At 61.3% G+C, this 24,274-nt stretch carries 23 protein-coding genes; 11 read left to right on the top strand and 12 right to left on the bottom strand.

The genetic code is table 11. From position 1 onward, the window contains the following. Positions 1–944, top strand: a 944-nt coding sequence (locus HP499_RS04740) for an acyl-CoA dehydrogenase (RefSeq protein WP_256378412.1), incomplete at its 5' end; no start/stop codon positions are given. A 117-nt stretch (positions 945–1,061) separates the two neighbouring features. On the opposite strand, the gene glgA is transcribed toward HP499_RS04740, so the two are convergent. Further along, positions 1,062–2,258, bottom strand: a complete 1,197-nt coding sequence (gene glgA, locus HP499_RS04735) for a glycogen synthase (RefSeq protein WP_309138336.1) — start codon at positions 2,256–2,258, stop codon at positions 1,062–1,064. 93 nt (positions 2,259–2,351) lie between these two features. On the opposite strand from glgA, the gene glgC reads away from it, so the two are divergent. Continuing rightward, the gene (gene glgC / locus HP499_RS04730) at positions 2,352–3,764 is read left to right on the top strand and encodes a glucose-1-phosphate adenylyltransferase (protein ID WP_172322769.1); all 1,413 of its coding nucleotides are present in this window, start codon (positions 2,352–2,354) and stop codon (positions 3,762–3,764) included. 73 nt (positions 3,765–3,837) lie between these two features. Continuing rightward, complete coding sequence (locus HP499_RS04725) at positions 3,838–5,289, top strand: SDR family NAD(P)-dependent oxidoreductase (RefSeq protein WP_172322768.1); 1,452 nt, start codon at positions 3,838–3,840, stop codon at positions 5,287–5,289. 75 nt (positions 5,290–5,364) lie between these two features. On the opposite strand, the gene HP499_RS04720 is transcribed toward HP499_RS04725, so the two are convergent. Genes HP499_RS04720 through HP499_RS04710 form a run of 3 tightly spaced genes read right to left on the bottom strand, consistent with a single transcriptional unit; the run spans position 5,365 to position 8,751 of the window. Beyond that, positions 5,365–6,216 carry a transglutaminase family protein gene (locus HP499_RS04720; RefSeq protein ID WP_172322767.1) on the bottom strand — a complete coding sequence of 284 codons (852 nt, stop codon included), beginning with the start codon at positions 6,214–6,216 and terminating at the stop codon, positions 5,365–5,367. After that, complete coding sequence (locus tag HP499_RS04715; protein WP_026540668.1) at positions 6,213–7,139, bottom strand: alpha-E domain-containing protein; 927 nt, start codon at positions 7,137–7,139, stop codon at positions 6,213–6,215. Before HP499_RS04715 ends, HP499_RS04720 begins: the two co-directional genes overlap by 4 nt. A gap of 55 nt (positions 7,140–7,194) precedes the next feature. After that, on the bottom strand, positions 7,195–8,751 hold the full coding sequence (locus tag HP499_RS04710; protein WP_172322766.1) for a circularly permuted type 2 ATP-grasp protein: 1,557 nt from the start codon (positions 8,749–8,751) through the stop codon (positions 7,195–7,197). A gap of 111 nt (positions 8,752–8,862) precedes the next feature. Between HP499_RS04710 and HP499_RS04705 the strand changes: the two genes are divergently transcribed. Continuing rightward, positions 8,863–9,912 carry a YeiH family protein gene (locus HP499_RS04705; RefSeq protein ID WP_172322765.1) on the top strand — a complete coding sequence of 350 codons (1,050 nt, stop codon included), beginning with the start codon at positions 8,863–8,865 and terminating at the stop codon, positions 9,910–9,912. 4 nt (positions 9,913–9,916) lie between these two features. Continuing rightward, on the top strand, positions 9,917–12,517 hold the full coding sequence (pepN, locus tag HP499_RS04700) for an aminopeptidase N (RefSeq protein WP_172322764.1): 2,601 nt from the start codon (positions 9,917–9,919) through the stop codon (positions 12,515–12,517). A 13-nt stretch (positions 12,518–12,530) separates the two neighbouring features. On the opposite strand, the gene HP499_RS04695 is transcribed toward pepN, so the two are convergent. The 5 genes from HP499_RS04695 to HP499_RS04675 all read right to left on the bottom strand — a co-directional run bounded on the left by HP499_RS04695 (position 12,531) and on the right by HP499_RS04675 (position 16,525). Further along, positions 12,531–13,631, bottom strand: coding sequence for a biotin/lipoate A/B protein ligase family protein (locus HP499_RS04695; protein WP_216659740.1), 1,101 nt, complete (start codon positions 13,629–13,631; stop codon positions 12,531–12,533). 86 nt (positions 13,632–13,717) lie between these two features. Further along, the gene (locus HP499_RS04690; protein ID WP_017200906.1) at positions 13,718–13,975 is read right to left on the bottom strand and encodes a type B 50S ribosomal protein L31; all 258 of its coding nucleotides are present in this window, start codon (positions 13,973–13,975) and stop codon (positions 13,718–13,720) included. Positions 13,976–14,117: 142 nt separating this feature from the next. Continuing rightward, positions 14,118–14,927 (bottom strand): RNA methyltransferase, encoded by an 810-nt coding sequence (locus tag HP499_RS04685; RefSeq protein ID WP_172322762.1) that lies wholly within the window; start codon positions 14,925–14,927, stop codon positions 14,118–14,120. A 7-nt stretch (positions 14,928–14,934) separates the two neighbouring features. Continuing rightward, complete coding sequence (locus HP499_RS04680) at positions 14,935–15,720, bottom strand: sulfite exporter TauE/SafE family protein (RefSeq protein ID WP_172322761.1); 786 nt, start codon at positions 15,718–15,720, stop codon at positions 14,935–14,937. Between the two features lie 19 nt (positions 15,721–15,739). Then, positions 15,740–16,525, bottom strand: a complete 786-nt coding sequence (locus tag HP499_RS04675; RefSeq protein ID WP_172322760.1) for an ABC transporter ATP-binding protein — start codon at positions 16,523–16,525, stop codon at positions 15,740–15,742. Positions 16,526–16,635: 110 nt separating this feature from the next. On the opposite strand from HP499_RS04675, the gene serB reads away from it, so the two are divergent. Both serB and HP499_RS25040 read left to right on the top strand, forming a co-directional pair. Next, on the top strand, positions 16,636–17,529 hold the full coding sequence (serB, locus tag HP499_RS04670) for a phosphoserine phosphatase SerB (RefSeq protein WP_172322759.1): 894 nt from the start codon (positions 16,636–16,638) through the stop codon (positions 17,527–17,529). A 322-nt stretch (positions 17,530–17,851) separates the two neighbouring features. After that, complete coding sequence (locus tag HP499_RS25040) at positions 17,852–18,448, top strand: hypothetical protein (protein ID WP_253951401.1); 597 nt, start codon at positions 17,852–17,854, stop codon at positions 18,446–18,448. Positions 18,449–18,521: 73 nt separating this feature from the next. Here the strand turns inward: HP499_RS25040 and HP499_RS04660 are convergent, their stop codons facing one another. The 3 genes from HP499_RS04660 to HP499_RS04650 form a co-directional block, all read right to left on the bottom strand. Continuing rightward, on the bottom strand, positions 18,522–20,024 hold the full coding sequence (locus HP499_RS04660) for an ATP-binding cassette domain-containing protein (protein ID WP_172322758.1): 1,503 nt from the start codon (positions 20,022–20,024) through the stop codon (positions 18,522–18,524). Positions 20,025–20,279: 255 nt separating this feature from the next. Continuing rightward, positions 20,280–21,032, bottom strand: coding sequence for an SDR family oxidoreductase (locus tag HP499_RS04655; protein ID WP_172322757.1), 753 nt, complete (start codon positions 21,030–21,032; stop codon positions 20,280–20,282). A 123-nt stretch (positions 21,033–21,155) separates the two neighbouring features. Beyond that, positions 21,156–21,881 carry a beta-ketoacyl-ACP reductase gene (locus HP499_RS04650; protein WP_172322756.1) on the bottom strand — a complete coding sequence of 242 codons (726 nt, stop codon included), beginning with the start codon at positions 21,879–21,881 and terminating at the stop codon, positions 21,156–21,158. 154 nt (positions 21,882–22,035) lie between these two features. Here HP499_RS04650 and HP499_RS04645 point away from each other — a divergent pair, with 154 nt between their 5' ends. The 4 genes from HP499_RS04645 to HP499_RS04630 are packed head-to-tail and all read left to right on the top strand — an operon-like array spanning position 22,036 to position 24,140. Further along, positions 22,036–22,533 (top strand): DUF3099 domain-containing protein, encoded by a 498-nt coding sequence (locus HP499_RS04645; protein WP_172322755.1) that lies wholly within the window; start codon positions 22,036–22,038, stop codon positions 22,531–22,533. After that, positions 22,530–22,805, top strand: a complete 276-nt coding sequence (locus HP499_RS04640; RefSeq protein ID WP_172322754.1) for a hypothetical protein — start codon at positions 22,530–22,532, stop codon at positions 22,803–22,805. Before HP499_RS04645 ends, HP499_RS04640 begins: the two co-directional genes overlap by 4 nt. Beyond that, entirely contained in the window at positions 22,806–23,672 is an 867-nt protein-coding gene (locus tag HP499_RS04635; protein ID WP_172322753.1) for an SURF1 family protein, read from the top strand. Beyond that, entirely contained in the window at positions 23,673–24,140 is a 468-nt protein-coding gene (locus tag HP499_RS04630) for a YbaK/EbsC family protein (RefSeq protein ID WP_172322752.1), read from the top strand. Positions 24,141–24,274: the final 134 nt, after the last annotated feature.

Below are 24,274 nucleotides of genomic sequence, written 5' to 3'. Positions count from 1 at the left end.
ACACCGACGCCGACCGCCAGGACCTCGAAACGTTGGCCGCAGCCCTGAAGCCTTTGAGCACCTGGCATGCCCTGGACACGCTGCAGGAATGCCGGGAAGCCTGCGGCGGCGCCGGTTTCCTGATCGAGAACCGCTTTGCTTCCCTGCGCGCGGACCTTGATGTCTATGTCACGTTCGAGGGTGACAACACCGTCCTGCTGCAGTTGGTGGCCAAGAGGCTCCTTGCCGATTACGCCAAGGAATTCCGCAGCGCCGATTTTGGTGTCCTTGCACGCTACGTGGTGGACCAGGCAGCCGGTGTGGCCCTTCACCGCACAGGCCTTCGCCAAGTGGCGCAGTTCGTGGCAGATACCGGCTCCGTGCAGAAGGCCGCTTTGGCGTTGCGGGACGAGGAAGGCCAGCGGACGCTGCTGGCGGACCGTGTGCAGTCCATGGTTGCCGAGGTAGGTGCAGCCCTGAAAGGCGCCAACAAGCTTCCCCAGCACCAGGCCGCGGCACTGTTCAACCAGCACCAGCACGAACTCATCGAAGCAGCCCAGGCGCACGCCGAACTGCTGCAGTGGGAAGCCTTCACGGAGGGCCTGGACCAGGTCACGGACGAGGGAACCAAACGCGTGCTGACCTGGCTGCGCGATCTGTTCGGCCTGTCCCTGATTGAAAAGCATCTCTCCTGGTACCTGATGAACGGCAGGCTCTCCATGCAGCGCGGCCGGACCGTGGGCACCTACATCAACCGGCTCCTGGTCAAGATCCGCCCTCACGCCGTGGACCTTGTGGACGCCTTCGGCTATGGTCCCGAGCACTTGAGGGCCTCCATCGCAACCGGTGCCGAGGCTGAGCGGCAGGATGCTGCACGCAAGCACTTCCGTGAGCAGCGTGCCAGCGGCAGCGCTCCGGCCGATGAGAAGACGCTCCTGGCCCTCAAGGCTTCCAAGGCCCGTTAGCAGCAGCCTGTTGCCTTGCGGTGAACAGTTGCGGAACTGTTGAAAAACGACGACGGCGCCGTCCCCACCAAGGGTGCGGCGCCGTCGTCGTTGGGCCTGCTGTTGGAGCGCTGTTGGTTAGCGCAGGACCGACCGGTAGACCTCAAGTGTGGTTTCCGTGATGGATTCCCACGAGAAGTGCTCCTCTGCGCGTCGACGCCCGGCAATTCCCATTTCGCGGGCACGGGCGGGATCGGCCACTACCTCGTTCAGGGCCGCGGCAAAGTCGCTGACGAACTTTTCCGGATCCAGGGGTGTTCCGGTTCCATCGGTGACCTGCTCGAGTTCGACCAGCAGCCCGGTTTCACCGTGTTGGACCACCTCCGGAATGCCGCCCGTGGCACTGGCCACCACGGCCGCGCCGCATGCCATGGCCTCGAGATTGACGATGCCGAGGGGCTCATAGATCGAAGGGCAGGCAAAAGCCGTGGCATGGCTGAGCACCTGGATGAGCTCCTTGCGGGGCAACATCCGCTCGATGAGGATGACCCCTTGGCGCTTGGACTGCAGTTCCTCGATGAGGCGTGCAGTTTCAGCTGCAAGCTCGGGAGTGTCCGCGGCGCCAAGGCACAGCACCACTTGGACGTCGTCCGGCAGGCTCGATGCTGCGCGAAGCAGGTATGGCACCCCCTTCTGGCGCGTGTTTCGTCCTACGAAGACCACGCTGGGCTTGGCGGGATCGATGCCCAGCGCACGGATGGCATCATCTTCTTCATCGCGTTCCCAGAGGGAAACATCGATCCCGTTATGGACCACGCGAACTTTATCGGGATCCACGTCCGGGTAGCTGCGAAGGATGTCCTGGCGCATCCCCTCGGAGACGGCGATGATCGCTGCGGCTGCCTCATAGGCGGTCTTCTCCACCCAGGAGGAGAGGGCGTAGCCGCCGCCAAGCTGTTCAGCCTTCCACGGGCGCAGGGGCTCCAGGCTGTGAGCGCTGAGCACGTGCGGAATGCCGTGCAGCAGCGACGCGAGGTGACCGGCCATGTTCGCGTACCAGGTGTGCGAGTGGACAAGGTCCGCTCCCGCAATATCCGGAACTATCCTCAGGTCCACGCCCAGGGTCTGGAGGGCGGCGTTGGCCCCGTCCAGGTCCTCGGGCGTGGCGTAGGACGCCACGGACGCCCCATGGTAGTCGGCATCCCGGGGCGCACCGAAGGCCCGTACATGCAGGTCGACGTGCTTTGCCAGCACGCGGCTGAGCTCGGCAACGTGGACACCGGCACCGCCGTAAATTTCCGGAGGGAATTCTTTAGTCACAATGTCTATTCGCACGCTAACCAACGTAGTCGTTCCGGCGTATGTGTTCTAGTGTGAAAGAGTCCGGAAAATCGGACTTTTGGGGGATACGAAGACGTACGGGGAGCTGTGACCATGGCGTTGAAGAAAGTTCTGGCAATCGTATTGGCAGGCGGAGAAGGCAATCGACTGATGCCGCTGACGGCGGACCGGGCAAAACCCGCGGTTCCGTTCGCCGGCGGCTACAGGTTAATTGACTTTGCACTATCCAATCTCGTTAATTCGGGATATTTGAAAATTGTGGTACTGACGCAGTACAAATCGCACAGCCTTGACCGGCACATCTCCGAGACTTGGCGTATGTCCACGCAGCTGGGCCGCTATGTAGCCTCTGTTCCCGCTCAGCAACGCGTGGGCAAGAGTTGGTTCCTTGGTAGCGCCAACGCGATCTACCAATCGCTGAACCTCATCCACGACGACGCCCCGGACATCGTGGTTGTGGTCGGTGCTGACCACGTGTACCGCATGGATTTCTCCCAAATGGTGGAGCAGCACATTGCCAGTGGCGCGAAAGCGACGGTTGCTGCTGTGCGGCAGCCGCTGAACATGGCCAACCAGTTCGGTGTGATCGAAGTAGACCAGAACGATCCCCAAAAGATTGCCGCGTTTGTGGAGAAGCCGGCCAGCACCCCCGGGCTGGCGGCAGATCCCACGCAGTTCCTGGCCTCCATGGGCAACTATGTCTTCAATGCCGATGCCCTTGTTGAAGCTCTGCATGTGGACGCGGAGAGACTCGATACCAAGCACGACATGGGCGGGGATATCATTCCCTACTTCGTGGACCAAGGTGAGGCCGGCGTGTACGACTTCACGCTCAACGACATTCCGGGCGCCACCGATCGGGACCGGACGTACTGGCGCGATGTCGGTACCATCGATTCGTTCTATGACGCGCACATGGACCTCATCTCCCCCGTGCCGATCTTCAACCTCTATAACTCCGAGTGGCCCATCTACACCCGCCAGAGCATCTCGCCCCCTGCCAAGTTCGTCCGTGGTGAGAACAACACGGTGGGTACGGCCCTGGATTCCATTGTTGCCAGCGGTGTGGTGGTCTCCGGTGGAATCGTTGAAGGTTCCGTGATCTCCAACGACGCCTACGTGGCGGCCGGCAGCCGTGTCCAGGACTCCGTGCTGATGGACAAGGTCCGCGTTGGTGAAGGCGCGGTCATCAAACGGGCAATCCTGGACAAGAACGTCAAGGTCCCTGCCGGTGCCGCCATCGGCCTGGATCCGGCCCTGGACAAGGCCCGGGGTTACAAGGTCACCGAATCCGGCATCACCGTGCTGGCGAAGGGCCAGGTTGTTCCCGAACCCGGTGAAGCAGAGCTTGCCCTTTCGGCGCAGCACCGCCGAGGGCTGCCCGAGGCCGTGAAGGCAGCTACCCATGATGATCCGGACATCCGCGATTCTGCCGAAAAGGTAGCCGCGGGAATCCAGTCACGCGTCGCGGACGCCGCAGCGCAGGGTGCCTCGCACTAAGCGCCGGACTCCCGGCTGACGCCGACAGAACCCGAGGCAGGCCACTGGCTCCCAAGGCTGTAAAATCAGGTCAATGAGCTCCACCGATCTGACGCCTGAAGAGATCCAGGCCTGCCTCAAGGTTCTGACCACGATCCACGTCTATGACGAGGAGCACCCGGACTACGTTGCAGTCCGTCGTGCAACCGGCAAGATGTTCAAAGCCGTCAAACGCCACCGCCGTGTCACCAAGCGCGATTCCATCGCCGAGGCCGATCGTGCCGTCCTCGCCCTGACGGCCACTGCAGCTCCCGACCGTATTGACGATGAAACCCGCGGCAACAAGCTGGCGCCCTCGGCTACCGGTGAAATTGCCGGGCACCTGATCCGCTCCCGTCCTTGCTACATCTGCAAAAAGCACTACACGCAGGTTGATGCCTTCTATCACCAGCTGTGCCCGGAATGTGCGGCGTTCAGCCACAGCAAGCGCGATGCCCGCACCGATCTCACAGGACGCAGGGCCCTGCTGACAGGTGGACGCGCCAAGATTGGCATGTACATTGCGTTGCGCCTCCTCAGGGATGGCGCGCACACCACCATCACTACCCGCTTCCCCAAGGACGCTGCCCGTCGCTTCGCTGCCATGGAAGACAGCAGCGAGTGGCTGCACCGTCTCCGGATCGTCGGGATAGACCTCCGTGACCCGGCGCAGGTCATGGCTCTGACGGACTCCCTCAACGAGGCCGGCCCGCTGGACATCATCATCAATAACGCAGCCCAGACCGTGCGCCGTTCCGGCAATGCCTACAAGCCCCTGGTGGACGCGGAGGACGAGCCCTTGCCGGCAGCTTTGGAAGCCGCCAACGGTGGTCCGGAGTTGGTCACATTCGGCCATGCCCATGACAAGCACCCGTTGGCCCTGGCCAGCAGTGTTACCGAACACCCGGTCCTGGCAGGGGATGCAATTACCTCGTTGGCACTCTCCACAGGTTCGGCTTCGCTGGAACGGATCGAGTCGGGAACAGCGATCGACGCCGGCGGACTGGTTCCGGACCTCGCCTCCATTAACAGCTGGACCCAGGTGGTGGACGAAGTGGACCCCCTGGAGATGCTGGAGGTCCAACTCTGCAATGTCACGGCCCCCTTCCTGCTGGTCAGCCGCCTGCGCGATGCCATGAAGCGGTCCACCGCGCACAGGAAATACATCGTTAACGTCTCGGCCATGGAGGGACAGTTCTCCCGCGCCTACAAGGGCCCCGGACACCCCCACACCAATATGGCCAAGGCCGCATTGAACATGATGACCCGCACCAGCGCCCAGGAAATGCTGGATTCGGACGGCATCCTCATGACCGCCGTGGATACAGGCTGGATCACCGACGAACGTCCGCACTACACCAAGGTCAGGCTCATGGAAGAAGGCTTCCATGCTCCTTTGGACCTGGTGGACGGCGCCGCGCGTGTCTACGACCCCATAGTGATGGGCGAGAAAGGCGAGGACCAGTACGGTGTCTTCCTGAAGGACTACAAGCCCTCGCCCTGGTGATAATCGCACGACTTTGAGTACAGATAAGGCCCTTAAGAGAGTCACTCTTAAGGGCCTTATCTGTAACAAAAACTGCTATGCGAGGCGGGTGATCTCCACCGAAACGGCGAGACCCGAACCGCCCCCTCCGGACAGGATGCCCTTCAAAGGTGGAACGTCGCGGTAGTCACGCCCGCGGGCCACCGTGACGTGGTAATCACCTGCCGGCTTGTGGTTGGTGGGGTCCCAGCTTCGCCATTCTCCGTCCCACCATTCCAGCCACGCGTGTGACTGGCCGGCAACCGTTTCGCCGATGTCGGCCGAGGACCTTGGATGGATGTACCCGGAAACATAGCGGGCCGGGATGCCGCTGCAACGCAGCGCCCCGATGGCCAGGTGTGCCAGGTCCTGGCAGACGCCCTGGCGTTGCGACCACGCCTGCTCCGCATTAGTGGTTACTCCGGTGGTGCCCTTCATATAGGTCATCTCACCGGCCATCCAGGCGAAAACGGCCAAGGCAGCCTCATGGGGATTCTTTCCGTCCACAACACCAGGAACAATGCCCAAAACCTCCTCGCCCGGTCCACTGAGCCGGGACTGGGGCAGCCAATCGCTGAACTCGTCCTGGACCTTGTCCGAAGCAATGACGTCCCACCCAACAATGTCGTCCTCCACGGCCACGCGTTCGGTGCGGTGAACTTCCACAGTGGCTGTGGCGAGGACTTCGAGGCTCTCGTGCGGCATCTGCATATCGAAGGCCGTCACCCGGGTGCCCCAGTAATCGCGGTAGGTGCTGACCGAGGCCTGGTTGGGTGAAACTTTCAGGGACGACTCGAGGACCACCTGCTGGCCGTCGGTCAAGGGGGTCATCCGGGCCTCGTTGTAGGACAACGTCACTCGGCGGTTGTACTTGTACGCCGTCTTGTGGACGATGCTCAGCCGGGTCATGAAACTTCTCCCACCCAGGCGTGCTCATCAGCCTGATTGAAGTACTTACGGGAAATTGCGTCGGACGCCTGCGTCACGGCCTTCTGCACACGTTCCATGTGCTCGGGCAGCTCGGACATGAGGTCGTCGGTTCGGTGGAACTCGAGGAACGTCCGGGCCTGGCCAACAATGCGCCGGGCATCATTGATGAAGCCCACGCGCTGGGCTGAAGGGTCCAGCTTCGCAAGGCATTCATCGGCATCGCGCAGGGCGTAAACGATGGACCGCGGGAACAAACGGTCCAGCAGCAGGAACTCCGCGGCGTGCTGGTCGCCGAAGGCAGCCCTGCGCGTGCGGATGAACGACTCATAGGCGCCGGCGCACCGGAGCATGTTGACCCACGACATGCCCGCAGACTGGACGTCGCGCGTTGAGAGCATGCGGGCAGTCATGTCCGCGCGTTCCAAGGAACGGCCCAACACCATGAACAACCAGCTCTCGTCATGGCTCACGGTGGTGTCCGCGAGACCGCGGACCATTGCTGTCCGCTCCAGGACCCAGTTGCAGAAACGGTAAGTTCCCACCACGTCCTTGCGATGCTGGTTGAGGCCGTAATAAGTGGTGTTGAGGCTTTCCCAGAGGGACTGCGAGACGGTTTCCCGGGCACGCCGCGCATTCTCGCGTGCTGCACCCAAGGATCCGGCAATGGAGGACGCGCTCTGCTTGTCGTAGGCCAGGGCATGCAGGAGTTCCGGCAGGCCAAAGTCCTCGCTTTGGGGTTTGGCACCCATGACGGCAAGGAGCTCCCGGGCCACACTCCGCTGTTCTTCAAGGGGCAGGTGGTTGAGTCGTTCGAGGTGCACATCCAGGATCCTGGACGTGCCATCGGCGCGTTCTACGTAGCGTCCGATCCAAAAGAGAGACTCAGCAATACGGCTCAGCATGGAACTGCCTCCTTCGAGTGGTGCAGGTCGAAGTTCAAGTGGTGGTGGAGCGGGGTCACTGTTGCTGCTCCGTTTGGCGGTCACGCCAATTGCTTTCCACGGGCCACACAGATACCTGTTCACGGACGGTGACCGACTGGCGTGGGATGACCTCGGCGGGAAGTTTCGGCGAGTCGGCCAGGACCCAGGTGTCCTTGGAACCGCCGCCCTGGCTGGAGTTCACAATCAAGGAACCTTCCTTCAGGGCCACCCGGGTGAGGCCGCCGGGCAGGACCCAGACGTCGTCGCCGTCGTTGACTGCGAAGGGCCGCAGGTCCACGTGGCGGGGACCAAATTTGTCCCCGGAGAGCGTCGGCACGGTTGACAGCTGCAGGACCGGCTGGGCGATCCACCCGCGGGGATCGGCGATGACCCGTTTACGCAGGGCTTCAAGCTCGTCCTTCGTGGCATCAGGTCCGATCACCAACCCCTTGCCGCCTGAGCCGTCCACCGGCTTCACCACCAGTTCGTCAAGGCGGTCCAGCACATGCTCCCTGGCTTCCTTTTCCTCAAGCCGGAAAGTGTCAACGTTGGCGATGATCGGCTCTTCGTGAAGGTAGTACCGGATCAGGTCAGGGACGTAACTGTACACGAGCTTGTCATCAGCTACGCCGTTGCCTACAGCGTTGGCTATCGTCACTCCCCCGGCGCGTGCTGCGTTGACCAGCCCGGGGCATCCGAGCATGGAGTCGGAACGGAACTGGAGGGGATCCAGGAAGTCGTCGTCGATGCGCTTGTAGATGACGTCCACTCGCTGTTCACCCGCGGTGGTCCGCATGTATACACGGTTGCCGCGGCAAATGAGGTCACGGCCTTCCACCAGTTCAACGCCCATGAGACCGGCAAGGAGCGTGTGCTCAAAGTAGGCGCTGTTGAAAACGCCCGGCGTCAGGACCACCACGGTGGGATCGTCCACACCCGCCGGTGCAGTCTTGCGAAGTGCTGAAAGAAGCCGCCGTGGATACTCTTCCACGGGGCGGATGTGCTGCTGGCCGAAAGCCTCGGGCAGGCCCTTGGCCATGGCCCTTCGGTTCTCCAGGACGTAGCTGACGCCGGAGGGAACCCGGACGTTGTCCTCGAGCACCCTGAAGGTCCCGGCAGCGTCACGGACGACGTCGATGCCTGAGACATGGACGCGGACACCACCGGATGGTTCGAAACCGTGGACTGCACGGTGGAAGTGCGCGCTGGTGGTGATGAGTTGCCGAGGGATCACGCCATCGGTGACTACGGCCATCCGTCCATAGACGTCATTGAGGAAAGCCTCCAAGGCTTTGACCCGCTGTGCTACGCCACGTTCGAGGACGTTCCACTCATCGGCAGGAATGACGCGGGGCACAATGTCCAGCGGGAAGGGGCGTTCCTCCCCCGCGTAGTCGAACGTGACTCCACGGTCCAAGAACGTGCGTGCCATGGAGTCGGCCCGGGCGGTCACGTCGGCCAGGGACAGCTCCCTGAGGGCGCCGGAAACCTGACCATAGGATCTTCTGGCAACGTGGCCTTGGGCAAACATCTCGTCATAGGCACCACTGCGCGCTGCGGCCTCGGAGTAATCCTGGAATAGGTCAGACATGGGATTCAGGTAATCACCTTTTTGAGTCGAGCGCATTACGCACTGATTGTGTCGCGGTTTCCGGATGCTCCCGGTTCGCCTTTCCCTGCCTTCATCCGGCAGGGTTGAGGCATGCCCTTCAACAGTCCTGTGCCCCAGCTGTCCCGGCTGGGGCCCGGGTTGGTCCTGAGCGTCGCCGCTACGGGTCTTGCCTTCGCAATCCACACCGTGCTTCCGGCGGTTCCCGCCATGACGCTCGCTGTTGCTTTGGGCCTGCTCTCAGCAAATATACCGGGCACGGCGGTCCTGACCGCGGGGCGCGCCCGGCCCGGACTGGACTTCGCGGGGAAACACCTCATGCGTGCCGGGATTGTCCTGCTGGGACTCAAAGTCAGCATGGGCGATGTCCTGGGACTCGGCTGGCTGGCACTGCTGCTGATCGCCGGTGTGGTCCTGGTGAGTTTCGCGGGAACCTATGGCCTTGCCCGCTTGTTGCGCCTGCCCGGCGAGGCGGCTTTGTTGATTGCCACAGGATTTTCCATCTGCGGTGCTTCGGCGATTGGTGCCATGGCGGCAGTACGGCGCATCAGGCATCAGGATACTGTCCTGCCGGTAGCTCTGGTGACCCTCTGCGGCACGTTGGCCATTGGCGCGCTGCCGCTGCTGATGCACCCCCTGGGCCTGTCTCCTGAACAGTTTGGTGCCTGGACCGGTGCGTCCGTCCACGATGTCGGCCAGGTGGTGGCCACCGCCCAAACCGCGGGGACCTCCGCGCTGGCGATCGCCGTCGTCGTGAAATTGACCAGGGTTGTCCTGCTGGCGCCGATAGCGGCAACGGCGGGGCTGCACCAACGCATCCTCCACCTTCGTGAGCGCGCCAACGGCGTCGCGGACGAGTCGGGCAGCAGGGATGGCAGGTTTCCTCCGATCGTCCCCCTCTTCGTGGTGGGTTTCCTCGCCATGGTCGCTGTTCGATCGTTGGGTTGGGCGCCGCCGGCGGCCCTGGAGATCGCCGCGGCGGTACAGGACATCCTTCTGGCGACTGCCCTCTTCGGACTGGGTTCGGCCGTACGCATCAGGACCCTGATCCACACCGGCGGCCGCGCTGTCCTGGTAGCTTTGGGCTCGTGGCTGCTCATCGCATCGCTGGGCCTGGGGGCCGCTTTGATCATGATTAGATAGCTGTGTGTCGAATCACAATCTCTCGCGCGATGAAGCCGCTACCCGTTCAGCCCTGATCACCACCCACAGCTACGACGTCACGCTCGATGTCCGCGACGCGGAAGATCCCGCAGTCCCCGGTTACCCGAGCACCAGCACCATCACCTTTTCTGCCGCACCGGGCTCCGCCACGTTCCTGGATTTCATCCATGGCGGCGTCCAGTCCGTGATCCTCAACGGCCAGCCGCTGGACGTCGGGTCGGTGGTTGACCGCCACAGGATTACCTTGGAAGGACTGGCGGCGGAAAATACCGTGACCGTGACCGGAACAGCGCTCTACAGCCGCTCCGGTGAAGGCATGCACCGCTTTGTTGATCCCGCTGATGGCCAGTGCTACCTCTACACGCAGTACGAGCCCGCGGACAGCCGACGGGTCTTCGCCAACTTTGAACAGCCGGACCTCAAGGCCGAATTCACTTTCCATGTGATCGCCCCGGCAGGCTGGGAAGTCGCGTCCAACGGGGTGGAGGAATCGCGGTCTCCGGAGAGCGGCGATGCCGCCCGCTGGGACTTCGCCACCACCCAACGGATGTCCACGTACATCACCACCGTGCTCGCCGGACCTTACTTCAAGGCCACGGACCACTGGGGAGCAACGCTCGACGACGGCACCCGGCTTGAGGTGCCGCTGGCACTCTTCTGCCGGGCCTCTTTGGCGGAATCCTTCGACGCCGACGAACTGTTCCGATTGACCAAGAGCGGCCTGGCCTTCTTCAACGATCTGTTCGACTACCCCTACCCGTGGGGCAAATACGATCAGGCCTTTGTGCCCGAGTACAACCTCGGAGCCATGGAAAATCCCGGGCTGGTGACGTTCACGGAGAAATATGTCTATGCCTCCCGTGCTACTGATGCCCAATACCAGGCCCGGGCCAACACACTAATGCACGAGATGGCGCACATGTGGTTCGGCGATCTGGTGACCATGAACTGGTGGGACGACCTCTGGCTCAAGGAATCGTTCGCGGACTATATGGGGACGCTTGGCGTGGACCGTGCCACCGATTGGGACACCGCATGGGTCAACTTCGCCAACAAGCGCAAGGCCTGGGCGTACGTCCAGGACCAGTTGCCCACGACGCACCCCATTGTGGCCGACATTCCTGACCTTGAAGCGGCCAAGCAGAACTTTGACGGGATTACGTACGCCAAGGGTGCTTCCGTGCTTAAACAGCTGGTGGCCTACGTTGGCTTTGATGCCTTCATTGCCGGCTCCCGGCAGTATTTCAGGGATCACGAATTCGGAAATACTTCCCTGAAGGATCTGCTCCAAGTCCTCAGTGCTGCGTCCGGAAGGGATCTTGGCGAGTGGGCCGGCCAATGGCTGCAGACCTCCGGTATCTCTACCCTTTCCGCAGAGATCGTGGACGATGCCGGAGTCCTTGGCGCCGTCACGCTTAGGCAGGATGCCCTGGACCCCATAACCGGCCATCAGGAACTCCGCCCGCACCGGCTGCGCCTGGGACTCTATGACGCTGATGCCGCCGGCAGGCTCGTCCGCTCCGAAAGCCTCGAAGTGGACGTGGCGGGCCCCAGCACATTGCTGCCTGAGTTGAACGGCAAGCGACGTCCAGCCTTGCTTTTGATCAATGATGATGACCTCAGCTATGCCAAGGTCCGTCTGGACCCCCGCTCCGAACATACAGTCCGGACCTCGCTGGACAAGATCAGCGATCCCATGGCCCGCGCCCTCTGCTGGACCGCGTTGTGGGACTCCGCCCGTGACGGAGTGACGCCCGCTGTGCGCTATGTGGCGGCCGTAGAGCAGTTTGCGTCTGCGGAGACCGGCATAGGGGTCTTGTTGAACGTGCTGGGTAATGCTTCGGGCGCCATTGAACGTTATGTCCCTGCGGGAGCCCGGGAAGGGGTCCGAAAAGACTTCCTGGCAGTGGTGGCTGACAGGATGAAAGCCGCGGATCCCGGTTCCGACCATCAGCTGGCCTGGGCCAGGACCCTCGCGGACGTATCCCGGCACGGGGACAGCGAACTCCCCTTGCTCCGGGGAATCCTGGACGGCAGCATCGTCATTGAAGGATTGGCTGTTGATGCCGAACTACGTTGGAGCCTCTGGCAGGCCTTGGCAGCCCATGGCCAAGCGTCCCGCGCCGAATTGGACCGGGAACTACAGGCAGACAAGACCGCCTCCGGAAGCGAGGGTCATGCCCTGGCGTCGGCATCCATTCCCGATGCTTCAATCAAGGCAGCTGCCTGGGATTCCACAGTCAACAGCACAGGGCTTTCCAACGAGATCCTCAGCGCAACCATCAGCGGCTTGATGACAGCCCCGGCGTCCCTCCTGGAACCCTATGTTGAACGCTATTTCGAATGCCTCGAACGGGTGTGGGCGGAACGCAGCATCGAGATAGCCGGCAGGATTGTGCGCGGACTGTTCCCAGGGGCACAGGACCTGGCGGAAGGCATGCAGCCGTCCGAGCACCCGGTTCTGGTCCGCACTGACAGTTGGTTGACCGACCACGCTGACGCTCCCCGGGCACTCCGCCGACTAGTGATCGAGCAGCGAAGCCACTTGGCACGGGCCCTGACGGCACAAGCTGCCAAGGGCTAGTTCCCGGCGGGGGCTAGGGAACCCTGTTCAACCACTCGTCGGTACCGAACTTCGCCTCCACGCGTTTACCCGCCTCATCGAGCTCTCCCTCGGTGAGGCGGGACTCCACGGCACCATAGCGTTCCATGAAGACTTCCTGCATTGCCCCAAGGATGGCTGCCCGGGCCAGCCCTGTTTGGCGTCGCAACGGATCAACACGCTTCTTGGCGCTGCGTGTGCCCTTGTCGGAGAGCTTTTCCTTGCCGATACGCAGGACGTCCACCATCTTGTCTGCGTCGATGTCGTAGCTCATGGTGACATGGTGAAGCATGCCCCCGTTGGCGAGGCGCTTTTGTGCTGCGCCCCCGATCTTGCCTTGATCGGTGGCGATGTCGTTGAGGGGAACGTAGAAGGCGGAGATCCCCAATTTCTCCAAGGCTGCCATCACCCAGGCATCCAGGAACGCGTAGGAATCGGCAAAACTGATGCCGTCCACCAACGTCTGTGGCAGGTAGAGCGAGTAGGTGATGCAGTTGCCTGCTTCCATGAACATGGCGCCGCCGCCGCTGATGCGTCGGACCACCTTGATGCCGTGTCGGGAAACCCCTTCCGGGTCCACTTCATTACGCACTGACTGGAAGCTGCCAATCACCACTGACGGCTCTTCCCAATCCCAGAAGCGCAGCGTGGGATTGCGCAGCCCCGCACCTATTTCCTCGGTGAGGACCTCATCAAGTGCGACGTTTACCTCGGTGGGCAGGACGGACGGCGGGATGACTTCCCATTGGTGGTCGGCCCAGCTGGTGGCTTTGGACAGCGCCCGCCGGACGGTGATAGCCACGGCTTCGGCGGAGAATCCGAACAGTACGGCATCCCGTGGCAGCCCTGCGGAGACCGCCGCAGCGATGTCCGCCGCCGTTGAATCTTCCCTCAGGGCGGTGAGTGCCGTGTTGATGTCCTGGAGGGCCTCGTCCGGTTCCAGGAAGAAGTCGCCGCTGAGGGAGACGTTGGTGAACTTTCCACCCACTACATCCAGATCCACCACCACGAGTTTGCCGCCGGGGACTTTGTATTCGCCGTGACGGTGGGTGTCGGCGTCGTTGTTCGGTGTTTCAGGTGTGGGCTGGGAAGTCATGCTGTCCATCTTGCCGGAAAAAGCAAAGGCCCGCATTGCCGAAAAATCCGGCAATGCGGGCCTTGAAAGCCTTGGGGTGAAGTGGGTTACTTCTTGCCGCCGAAGCCCTTGAAGCGGGCGTTGAAGCGCTCGACGCGGCCAGCGGAGTCCATGATGCGCTGCTTGCCCGTGTAGAACGGGTGGGACTCCGAAGAGATTTCGACGTCGATAACCGGGTAGGTGTTTCCGTCTTCCCACTCAATGGTCTTCGAGGAAGACACGGTGGACTTGGTCAGGAACTGCGTACCGGAAGCCAGGTCGTTGAAAACAACAGCTTCGTACTTCGGGTGGATATCAGACTTCATAATGGGACCTTTTGTTCACGCAACTGGATTTTGCCAGCTGCCAGGTATGAATGGAGGTGGTCCGGTTGTTGCAGGACGAATAATCCAGCAGCCGGGCCAACAACCAATCATAGCGGAAACCCGCCCGCCGAACTAACCGCTGTCAGTCCCGGGGACGGAGTTCCCAGAAGGCCACAGCCGAGGCGGCAGCGACATTGAGTGAGTCAACGCCCGCGCGCATCGGAATCTTGACTGCGAGGTCAGCTGCGGCCAACGTGTCTTGGCTCATGCCGGGACCCTCCGTGCCGAGCACCAAGGCCAGTTTGGGGTACTGCCTTGCGGCAAGATCGTCCAGGTCCAACGCGTCCTCGGTCAACTCCATTGCCGCTACCTTGAAGCCTTGCTCCTTGAGTCGGACCAGGTCATCCGGCCAGCTTTCGAGCCTGGCCCAGGGAACCTGGAACACCGTGCCCATGCTGACCCGGACACTGCGCCTGTACAAGGGATCCCCGCATCGCGGGGAGACAAGGACGGCGTCCACGCCCAATGCTGCGGCGGAGCGGAAGATTGCCCCCACATTGGTGTGGTCAACAATGTCCTCAAGCACGGCAACACGTTGCGCATTGGCCAGCAGCACCTCCAGCGGGACAGGGGCCGGGCGCTGCATAGCCGCCATTGCTCCGCGGTGCAGGTGGAAACCTGTGATCTCTTCCAACAGGGATGCCTTGCCGATGAACACGGGAACGTCGGGATAGTCCTGGAAGACGTCGTCGAGGTCTTCCAGCCATTTCTCCGCCAGGAAAAAGGAGCGGGGCTGGTGTCCGGCGGCCAGCGCCCTGCGCAGGACCCTGGACGATTCTGCGATGTACATGCCCTCTTCGGGCTCACGCAGCTTGCGGAGGTGGACGTCGGTAAGCGTGGTGTAGTCGGTCACGCGTGGATCATGTGCGGACTCAAGGTAATGGAAAGTCACCGGGCGATTATTTCAGCAGGTTGGCGATCATGAAGCCGAGGGCCACGATGCCAAGGGTGAAGATCACGGCGCGGAGGACGCGCGGGGACAACTTCCGGCCCACTTTTGATCCCACCAACCCGCCGATCGTGGAGCTGACGGCAATGAGGAGAACAACCAACCATTCAATGCGGTCGAAGGCGAAGATCAGGTAGGAGATTGCTGCCACCATGTTTACGCCGAGCACCAGGATATTCTTCATGGCGTTGGCATTTTGCATTGTTCCGCTGAGGAACACGCCAAGGATGCCTACCAGCAAAATCCCCTGTGCCGCCACGAAGTAGCCACCGTAGACGCCGGCAAGATAGACGAGCACAACCAAGAGGATTCCGTGGCTGCGATCCCGGATGGCATGTTCCGGGTTTTGTTCCCGGCTGCGGACCCAGGACTGCAGCTTGGGCTGGAACAGGACCATAAGGAGGGCCATGACCAGCAGGACGGGCGCAACGTAGTGGAAGACCTTCTCCGGCAAGTGCAACAGAAGCCACGCACCGGTAATGCCGCCCAGCAGCGAGGCAGGCAGCAGCTTCATCAGCTGCCGTCCCCGGCCGGCCAGCTCGCGGCGATACCCCCAGGCTCCCGCCGCTGTGCCTGCCACCAGCCCCATGGCGTTGCTCATGGACGCAACTACTGGGGTGATGCCGATGGCTATGAGCACAGGAAAAGTGACCAGGGTGCCGGAACCAACCACCGCGTTGATGGTGCCGGCCCACAAGCCGGCGAAAAAGACCAGGATGCTGCTAAGGATTTCCATTGTCGACTATGGACCCGGCCTAGCGGCGGGCAGTGGCCGTGTAGCGGCCACTGTTTTCTGAAACATCAAGGGGCAGGCCGAAGGTGTTGCTGAGGTGTTCGTCGGTGAGGACTTCCTTGATGGGGCCGGCAGCCACAACTCTACCTTCGCGCAGAAGCATGGCATGGGTGAATCCGGGCGGCACTTCTTCAAGGTGGTGGGTGACCAGGACCATCGCGGGAGCCGCTTCGTCGCTGGCGAGTTCGCCGAGCTTGTGGACCAGTTCCTCCCTGCCGCCCAAATCCAGTCCCGCAGCCGGTTCGTCCAAAAGCAAAAGTTCGGGGTCGGTCATGAGGGCGCGGGCAATCTGCACACGCTTGCGCTCCCCTTCGGACAGGGTGGCGAAGGTCCGGTTCAGGAGCGGACCCATCCCCCAGTCGTTCAGCAGGCCAAAGGCACGTCGCTCGTCGTCGCGCTCGTAACCTTCGCGCCAGCGCCCGGTCACACCGTAGGCAGCGGTGACCACCACGTTCAGGACGTTCTCATGCTCTGGAATCTGGGTGGCAAGCGCCGCCGAGGAGAGTCCGATGCGGGGACGAAGTTCGAAGACGTCCACGCGACCCAAAACTTCATCAAGGATCCCTGCCCTCCCGCTGCTGGGGTGGAGGCGGGCTGCAGCAATTTGGAGAAGGGTGGTCTTGCCGGCGCCGTTTGGACCCAGGATGACCCAGCGCTCCCCTTCGTTGACCTGCCAGTCAACCTTGTCCAGCAGGGTTTTCTTGCCTCGGACAACGCTGACGGAAGCCAATTCCAGAACATCACTCATAGCAGTAGACACTAGGACAAAAATCCATATGACTGATAACCGGTCACTTCGCACTGGTGCCGTCCGAAACGAATTCGGGTGGAAGTGTTGCGCTCAGTAGGATTGAGGCCATGACTTCGAACTTGGCTGCGGTCAGCTATGGCGTGCATCTGTCCCCCGAATCCCTGGTGAACCTTCGGAAGGTACTGGCTGACGCCGGCGTCGCAGTGTCATCGGAATCACAAGCAGGCGACCACCGCTTCAGTGTCATGACCGCCGGTCTCGCTACAGGTACGGAGACGTCGGCGGATCTTGAAAGCGTTCGGCGCCACGTTGCTGCTGCGGCCAGTGCAGGTATTGATACAGCCATAGTTCCCGAAGACCTGCGTCTGGCGCCCCGGAAGCTCCTCATCATGGATGTGGATTCGACCCTGATCCAGCAGGAAGTCATTGAACTGCTGGCGGCCCACGCCGGCAAGCGCGAGGAAGTCGCAGCCGTGACCGAGGCCGCCATGCGGGGCGAGTTGGACTTCGCCCAGAGCCTCCATGCCCGCGTAGCCGTGCTTGCCGGGCTGCCCGTGGAGGTCGTCGAACTTGTCCGCCAGGAGGTGCGCCTCAGCCTTGGCGCTGCAGAACTCGTGGCCGCCTTCAAGGAAGCAGGGCACGTTGTGGCGGTGGTGTCCGGCGGCTTCAACCAGATCCTTCGTCCCATTGCCGAGGAACTTGGGCTGGACCACTGGATCGCCAACGAGCTTGAAATCGTCGACGGCGTGTTGACCGGCAAGGTACTCGGCGCTGTCATCGACCGGGCAGCCAAGGAGAAGTACCTGCGCGAGTGGGCCGCCGCTGAGGGCATCAGCCTTGAGCACACCATCGCGGTGGGTGATGGCGCGAATGATCTGGACATGCTCAGCGCGGCAGGAATCGGTATCGCGTTCAATGCCAAGCCTGCTGTTCGCGCTGCAGCAGACGCTGCCATCAACATGCCTTACCTCGACGCTGTCCGGCATATCGCCAACGTCTGACTCCGGCTATCCCCCGCGCCGGCGCTGATCTGCCGACACACCCGCATGCTGTTGTGGGTGACTTTGTGGTGCCCACCAAGACCCGTCCCGATGCTGGTTACTTCCGGCGATCCCTATTGCGAAACAACAATTTGAATTTCGTGACGCTGTTATTCGGACTATTTATCAAATCGTCATTATAGGGACATTCACTGCTGATAGTTGTTCGATAATTGTGCGTTCTTACTGCTGTGCGGGTATTTGCTGTGTAGAGTTAAAAACTCAACAAAGAAACCCGTAGAACATGCGGCAGTCCTGAATGATGGAAGTGCAGGGTCAGTAAGTGAACCGTTCGGAGCGTACGTGGAAATGGTGGAAACGCAGCGAAGGATTTGAATCCACTGCAACACCTCTCCACGAGATCATCCGGGAGCGGCACCCTGATGCGGTGGCAACGGGGATGGCTCCCAATCAATGGGATGCAGGCCCCGGGACAACCTCCTACCCGGAAATTCCCTCGGTGTATTTCATGGCTGCCAGCGGTGACACAACAGAACAGGAAGAACTGATTATGAGCTCACTTGACGAGGCTACGAAGCAACTGCTGTCCATTGAAGGTGCCACGGGCGCAGCCATTGTTGATTACACCAGCGGAATGGCCCTGGCCCAGGGCGGCAACCCCGGCTTCGACCTGGGAGTCGCTGCGGCTGGAAACTCCAATGTTGTCAGCTCCAAGCTCCGCACCATGGCCGACCTTGGCTTGGACAGCAACATTGAAGACGTCCTCATCACACTGGACACCCAGTACCACCTGATCAACGTCCTGAACTCGGCAGGATCCAAGGGGCTCTTCGTCTATCTGGTGTTGGACCGGACCTACGCCAACCTCGCGCTGGCGCGTCACAAGCTCAACAACATCGCCAAGGCTGTTGCCATCTGATCTCCAGGTCATAACCGTGAAGGGCGGCCGCGAATATATCGCGGCCGCCCTTTTGGTCTGTCCTGCCGACTGCTCAGACTTTCACTCGGCGTGCCTCACTGCCGCCGGATTCGAACTTGACGCCCAGCATATGGTGCACCAGAACATCCTCATTGGTGTTGGCGTTGGCCTCAATGGTGACAAGTTCCCCGTCCCGCATGACACCAATCCGGTGGCACCAGTTGACCATCTCAGAGAGGTCCGAGGACAAAAGAATGATGGCGACGCCGGTTTGGCTGAGCTGGGTCAGCATCTTGTACACAATTTCCTTGGCCCCAATATCGATCCCGCGGCTGGGATGGCTGAGAATCAGGACATCGCAATCAGTGGAAATCCATCGGGCCAGCTCCACTTTCTGCCGGTCACCGCCGGAAAGCGTGGTGAGGGCACCTTGGATGTTGGTGGTGTTGATGCGCATGCGATGCACCACGTCAGCGACGCCCCGGAGGTGGGTGATTTCATCCTGGAGACTGACAGTGCCCGCTGCGGTGCCCTGATGAAGTCCGTCTGCGATGCTGGCCTCCGACGCGAAGGCCTCAGCCGCATCCGCGGAGTAGCCGATCTTCAGCCGCTGTGCATCCTGGATCCCGCTGATCTGGACGTGGTTTCCGTTCAGGTAGATCTTTCCTGAGGTGCAGGGGTGGATACCTGCCAGCGCTTCTATCAGCTGATAGACGCCGGATCTATGGGTTCCCACAAGGCCGAAGATTTCTCCCTTGACCACGTTGAAACTCACGTCACGGACGTTTTTCTGCACGCTGAGATTGGAGATCCGCAAGGCCTCTTCGCCGGTCGCCGGACCGGTCGGCCGGGCAATCCGCTCCAGTTCCTGCTGGAGCAACAGGAAGGCAAGTTCGTCGACGTCGGTATTGCTGGCTTCTACGATCTTGTGGACCTTGCCGTCGCGCAGGACTGCGATGCGGTGGGCGATCGAGCGGACTTCGTCAAGGCGATGGGTGATGTAGATGATCGCGCGCCCCTGCCTGGTCAGCATCCTCAGAACCTGATGCAAGACCGCGACGTCGTGGTCCGGAAGAGACGCGGCTACTTCGTCCATGATTACCAGTTGGGCCTCCTCCGCTACCATGCGAAGGACTTCCACCAAAGCTTGCTCTGCTCGAATCAGTGTTCCGACTTTTGCGTCAGGGTCCATGGTGATGCCGATATCCCGGATCAGCTTGGCTGCTTGATCACGAAGTTCCATGTGTGGTCGGCCCGACTGGAAGGTCCCGCGAAAGATGGCCTCCGTGATGGTCAATTCCGGGTCCATGTGGAAGTTTTGCGGGATCAGCCCCACGCCGCACGCTTGTGCCTCTGCGACGGAATCCGGCACGTACTTCTCTCCGGCAAGAGTGATCCGCCCCTGGTCATGCTTGAGGGAACCCGCCAGAACGCCCATCAGGGTGGTCTTGCCGGCGCCGTTGGTTCCAATCAGCCCCAGGATCTCGCCGCGATGCAATGAAAGTCCAACACCTTTGAGGATGCGACGTTGATCGTAGGACGCGTGAATATCATCAGCATGTAATAACAGATCCAAAGAAGCTCCTAATGCATGCATAAACCCGCTCATTGTGGATTATGCAACGTGCTGACAACTACGTGCGAGGCTGCCTTGGAGAGTCAACCAGAAGGAATCCTTTAATGCAAAGCAGAATTAGCAAAACAAGTTCTTCCAATTCGTGACGCGAAAACCGTGATGTTTTATCAAACTGTCACTTGCGGAGGGTTGGTCCGCGGTTAAAAGGCGGTGGCCCGGGACAAAAGTCCCGGGCCACCGCTTTGAAAGTGCTCGCTACTCCGAGGTCTTCCCGAAGTAGTCGGCCCCGCCAACATATTCGGTGTGGCCGGTTTCGACGTCGGCAGTCACCATCTTGGCGACTTCAGCCGCGAATTCCTCAACAGAGTACAGCTTGCCGGCTTCGGCACGGCGCGCTTCGATGGCTCCCGGGTTTGAGCGGTCCAGCAACGTTGCGGTCACGGTTCCCTCGATCATGTCACCGGAAACTACCACCAGCGAGATGCCCTTGTCGGCGAGGTGGGGAATGAGTTCCCGCAATGCGTCTTCGCCCGCGCGCTTGCTCTTCGCGACGGGCTCGTATTCAGGCATGGTGGGAACAGTTTCCACAAAATGTGCCTGGTGGCTGGTAACGAAGACCACGCGCGAACCCTCGGGCATGAGCGGAACGGCTGCGTTGAGCATGTTGACCTGGGCGTCACGGTTCAGCTTGAGGGCGTATCCCTCTTCCATGCCTGATTCCATGCCGCCTGATGCGTTCAGTACCAGGACATCAAGGGATCCAAACTCCTCCATGGCCTTGCTGGCAAGGGCGTGCACGCCTTCATCGGTGGTGAGGTCTGCCCCCACCGCGGCCGCACGGCCGCCTGCTTCCTGGATGCCGGCTACAACCTTGTTGGCGCGGGGAGCCTTTTGCCGGTAATTTACGACGACGGCGGCACCCTCGCCTGCGAGGATCTTGGCAACTTCGGCGCCAATACCGCGGGAAGATCCCGTGACAATGGCGGTCTTGTTATCCAGCGTTCCCATTCATGCTCCTTTGTTCACTTCATCCAAAATTCCGTGGCCTCGCCTTCCATCATGCCAGCGGCGAGGATGAAATCGCTTGTGGGCCCCGGACAAAAACTGAGGTTCGAGCTAGTTGCCTGGTCGCTAGTGGCCCATGCCCAGGCCACCATCGACAGGGATCACTGCGCCCGAGATGTAAGCGGCTTCATCGCTGGCAACCCAGCGCACTACGTCGGCCACCTCGGAAGCCTCGGCGAAACGGCCTGCCGGCACATTGGCCAAATAGGACTTTTGGATGTCTTCGGGCAGTTCTGCCGTCATGTCAGTGTTGATGAAGCCGGGTGCCACGACGTTGGCGGTGATGCCGCGGCTGCCGAGCTCGCGGGTCAAGGAACGCGCAATGCCCACCATGCCGGCCTTGGACGCTGAATAGTTGATCTGACCGGGTGCGCCGTAGAGGCCGGAGACAGACGAAATGAGAACCACACGACCCTTGCGCAGCCGGATCATTCCCTTGGACGCCCGCTTGATCACCCGGAATGCACCGGTCAGGTTGGTGTCCAGGACCGAGGTGAAGTCCTCTTCGCGCATGCGCAGCAGAAGCGTGTCCTTGGTGATGCCTGCATTGGCCACCAGTACTTCAACGGGTCCGTGTGCCTCTTCGACGATCTTGAACGCAGCATCAACGGAGGCCTCGTCCGTGACATCGGCTTGTACGCCCAGGATGCCTTCAGGCAGCTTTGTTTCACTTCGATAGGTCACGGCCACCTTGTCGCCGTTGGCGAGGAAGGATTCGGCAATGGCCAGGCCAATGCCGCGGTTACCACCGGTTATCAAGACGCTGCGGCCGGTTGTGACTGCTTCAGACATGCTTTTGGCTCCAGGTTCCGCGGCAGGGGCGTGCCGCATTGAAGGGGGATTTTGCTGTTTTGATCTTATCCGCCGCCCATCCCAACCCGTGGGTAACCGCCGCCCTGCGCGGTTTGGGCCGTTACCGCCTTGGTGAGAGAATTGAAAGAGGCCTTTGGAGCGTGATGATTCAGTGGTGACACCAGAAAACAGTCCCCTGCAGCAAGTGCCCGGGGAACCGGGCACATTTTCCAGCGACCCCGAAGTCCACAGCATCACCGATGCCGCCGCCGCCCACTCCGAGGACATGCGTGAGCGCATGATCAAATACGCGGTGGCCATGGGTATCCGCATGGTCTGTATTGTCCTGATCTTCGTGGTGGACGGCTGGTTCAAGATCATTGCGATCGCGGGTGCCGTGTTCCTCCCCTGGATCGCAGTGGTCATTGCCAATGGCAACGACAAAGCGGAAGACCACAGTGAATCATTGCTGGACTATGTGGCGGTCCCCGAGATAGAGCGTTCCGCCGAGCCGGAAGAAGAGCTTTCGGAGGGACCCACGGTGCTTCAGGGTGAGCTGGTGGATGACGAACCAACAAGCAATCAAGGTGGCCCCGCGACGGGTCCTGTAAGCGAAACCGGGCACCCCGGTGACGAACGGGCGGCTTCATGAACATCTTCAATCTTGGCGGCGACAATTCGGCCGGCCAAGGCTCCGGGCGTGCCATGGCTCCGGCGGTGTGTTCCCGGAAGGGTTGCCGATCGGAAGCCCGGTGGCAGCTGCTGTGGAACAACCCCCGCATCCACACACCGGAACGGCGTAAGGTCTGGCTATCCTGCACCGACCATCGCGAGTGGTTGGAGGAATACCTGACCACCCGTGGACTCTGGAAAGAAACACTTCCTTTTACAGCCGGCGACGCTGCAGTGAACGAGGCCAACTGAATGTACCGCTTCCTCTTCTCCAGCAAGTGGCTGGGGTACTTTGTCCTGGCCGTCATATTTGCTACGGCCTGTGTTTTCCTCGGCCGCTGGCAGATGGATCGCCGCGCCGAGACACTGGCCGAAATCAATCGTGTGGTGACCAACTACTCGGCCACCCCAATCCCCTACACGGAAATCAAGGACCAGTTCAACGCCTTGGATCCTGAGCGTGAATGGACCCGGGTTCAGTTGCGGGGCAGCTACGACCTCGAAGGCCAGCGCGTTGTCAGGAACCGTCCGCTGAACGGCCAGCCAGGTTACGACGTCGTGGTTCCCTTCCGGCTGACCACCGGCGAAGCGGTGGTCATCGACCGGGGGTGGCTGCCGATTGGCAACAATACTCCGGGTCGTCCCGATGTTGTGCCGGCCCCACCGACGGGTGAGGTCACCGTGGTAGCACGGCTCAAGCCTGCTGAACCCAAGTTGGACCGTGGAGCGGTGGACGGGCAATTGGCCTCCATCGACCTGGCAAGTTTCGCCGAAGAACTCCCCTACCCCATCGCCACCGGAGCCTACGGCCAACTGGCCAGTGAAGATCCGGCCGTCCAGCCCATGCCCACTCCATTCCCCAAACCCGCAACCGAGGAGGGGACGCACCTGTCCTACTCCCTGCAGTGGTTTGCCTTCGGCGTCCTGATGTTTATCGGCTTCGGGTATGCAGCGCGGCAACAGGCCCGCAACGCGGCCATCGACGCCGAAGAGGAAGAGGACGAACAGATCATCGCCGCAGGGGGAACGCCCAGGAAGCGCATTCCTGCGGCCCGGAAGAACAAGCGCGCTACGTCCGAAGAAGAGGAAGACGCGATCCTGGATGCCCAAGGCTACTGAATGATTCCGGATCCCGTACTCAACGTAAAGTCAGCCCTGATTTCCGCCGGAGTCGAGGACACTGTCCGGATCTTTGAGGACAAGGTCCCGACGGCGGCAGACGCCGCCTCCGCGCTCGGTTGCGATGTCGCGGCGATCACCAACAGCCTGATCTTTGAGCTGGACGGCCAACCATTGCTGATCCTGGCCAGCGGAGCGGCCAAGGTTGATACAGCATTGGTTGCAGCACAGTTGGGCACAGGAAAGATCCGCCGCGCCACGCCGGAATTCGTGCTGGTGCATACCGGCCAGGAAGTAGGCGGAGTGGCGCCAGTGGGCCACCCAGAGAAACTGCGCACCATCCTGGACAGCTCGCTTCAAGAACACCCTGTCCTCTGGGCCGGAGCCGGAGACCACAATTCAATGTTCTCCATCAACTACGAAGAACTACGGGCAGTCACCAACGCTGAAGAACTCCGAGTCCGCTAGCTGCATCAGCCTGCGGGGGTGCACAAACCGCGAGCGAAGCGTCGCGTTTGATGTGCGTAGCGTGCGTCCAAGCGAGGAACGAGCGAGCACACGGCACATCAAACGCGCCGCGCAGCGGACGCAAGCAGCGGACG

Source organism: Paenarthrobacter sp. CM16 (assembly GCF_013179505.1).
Taxonomy (GTDB): Bacteria; Actinomycetota; Actinomycetes; order Actinomycetales; family Micrococcaceae; genus Arthrobacter.
This window is presented reverse-complemented; position numbering and strand designations above follow the sequence as displayed.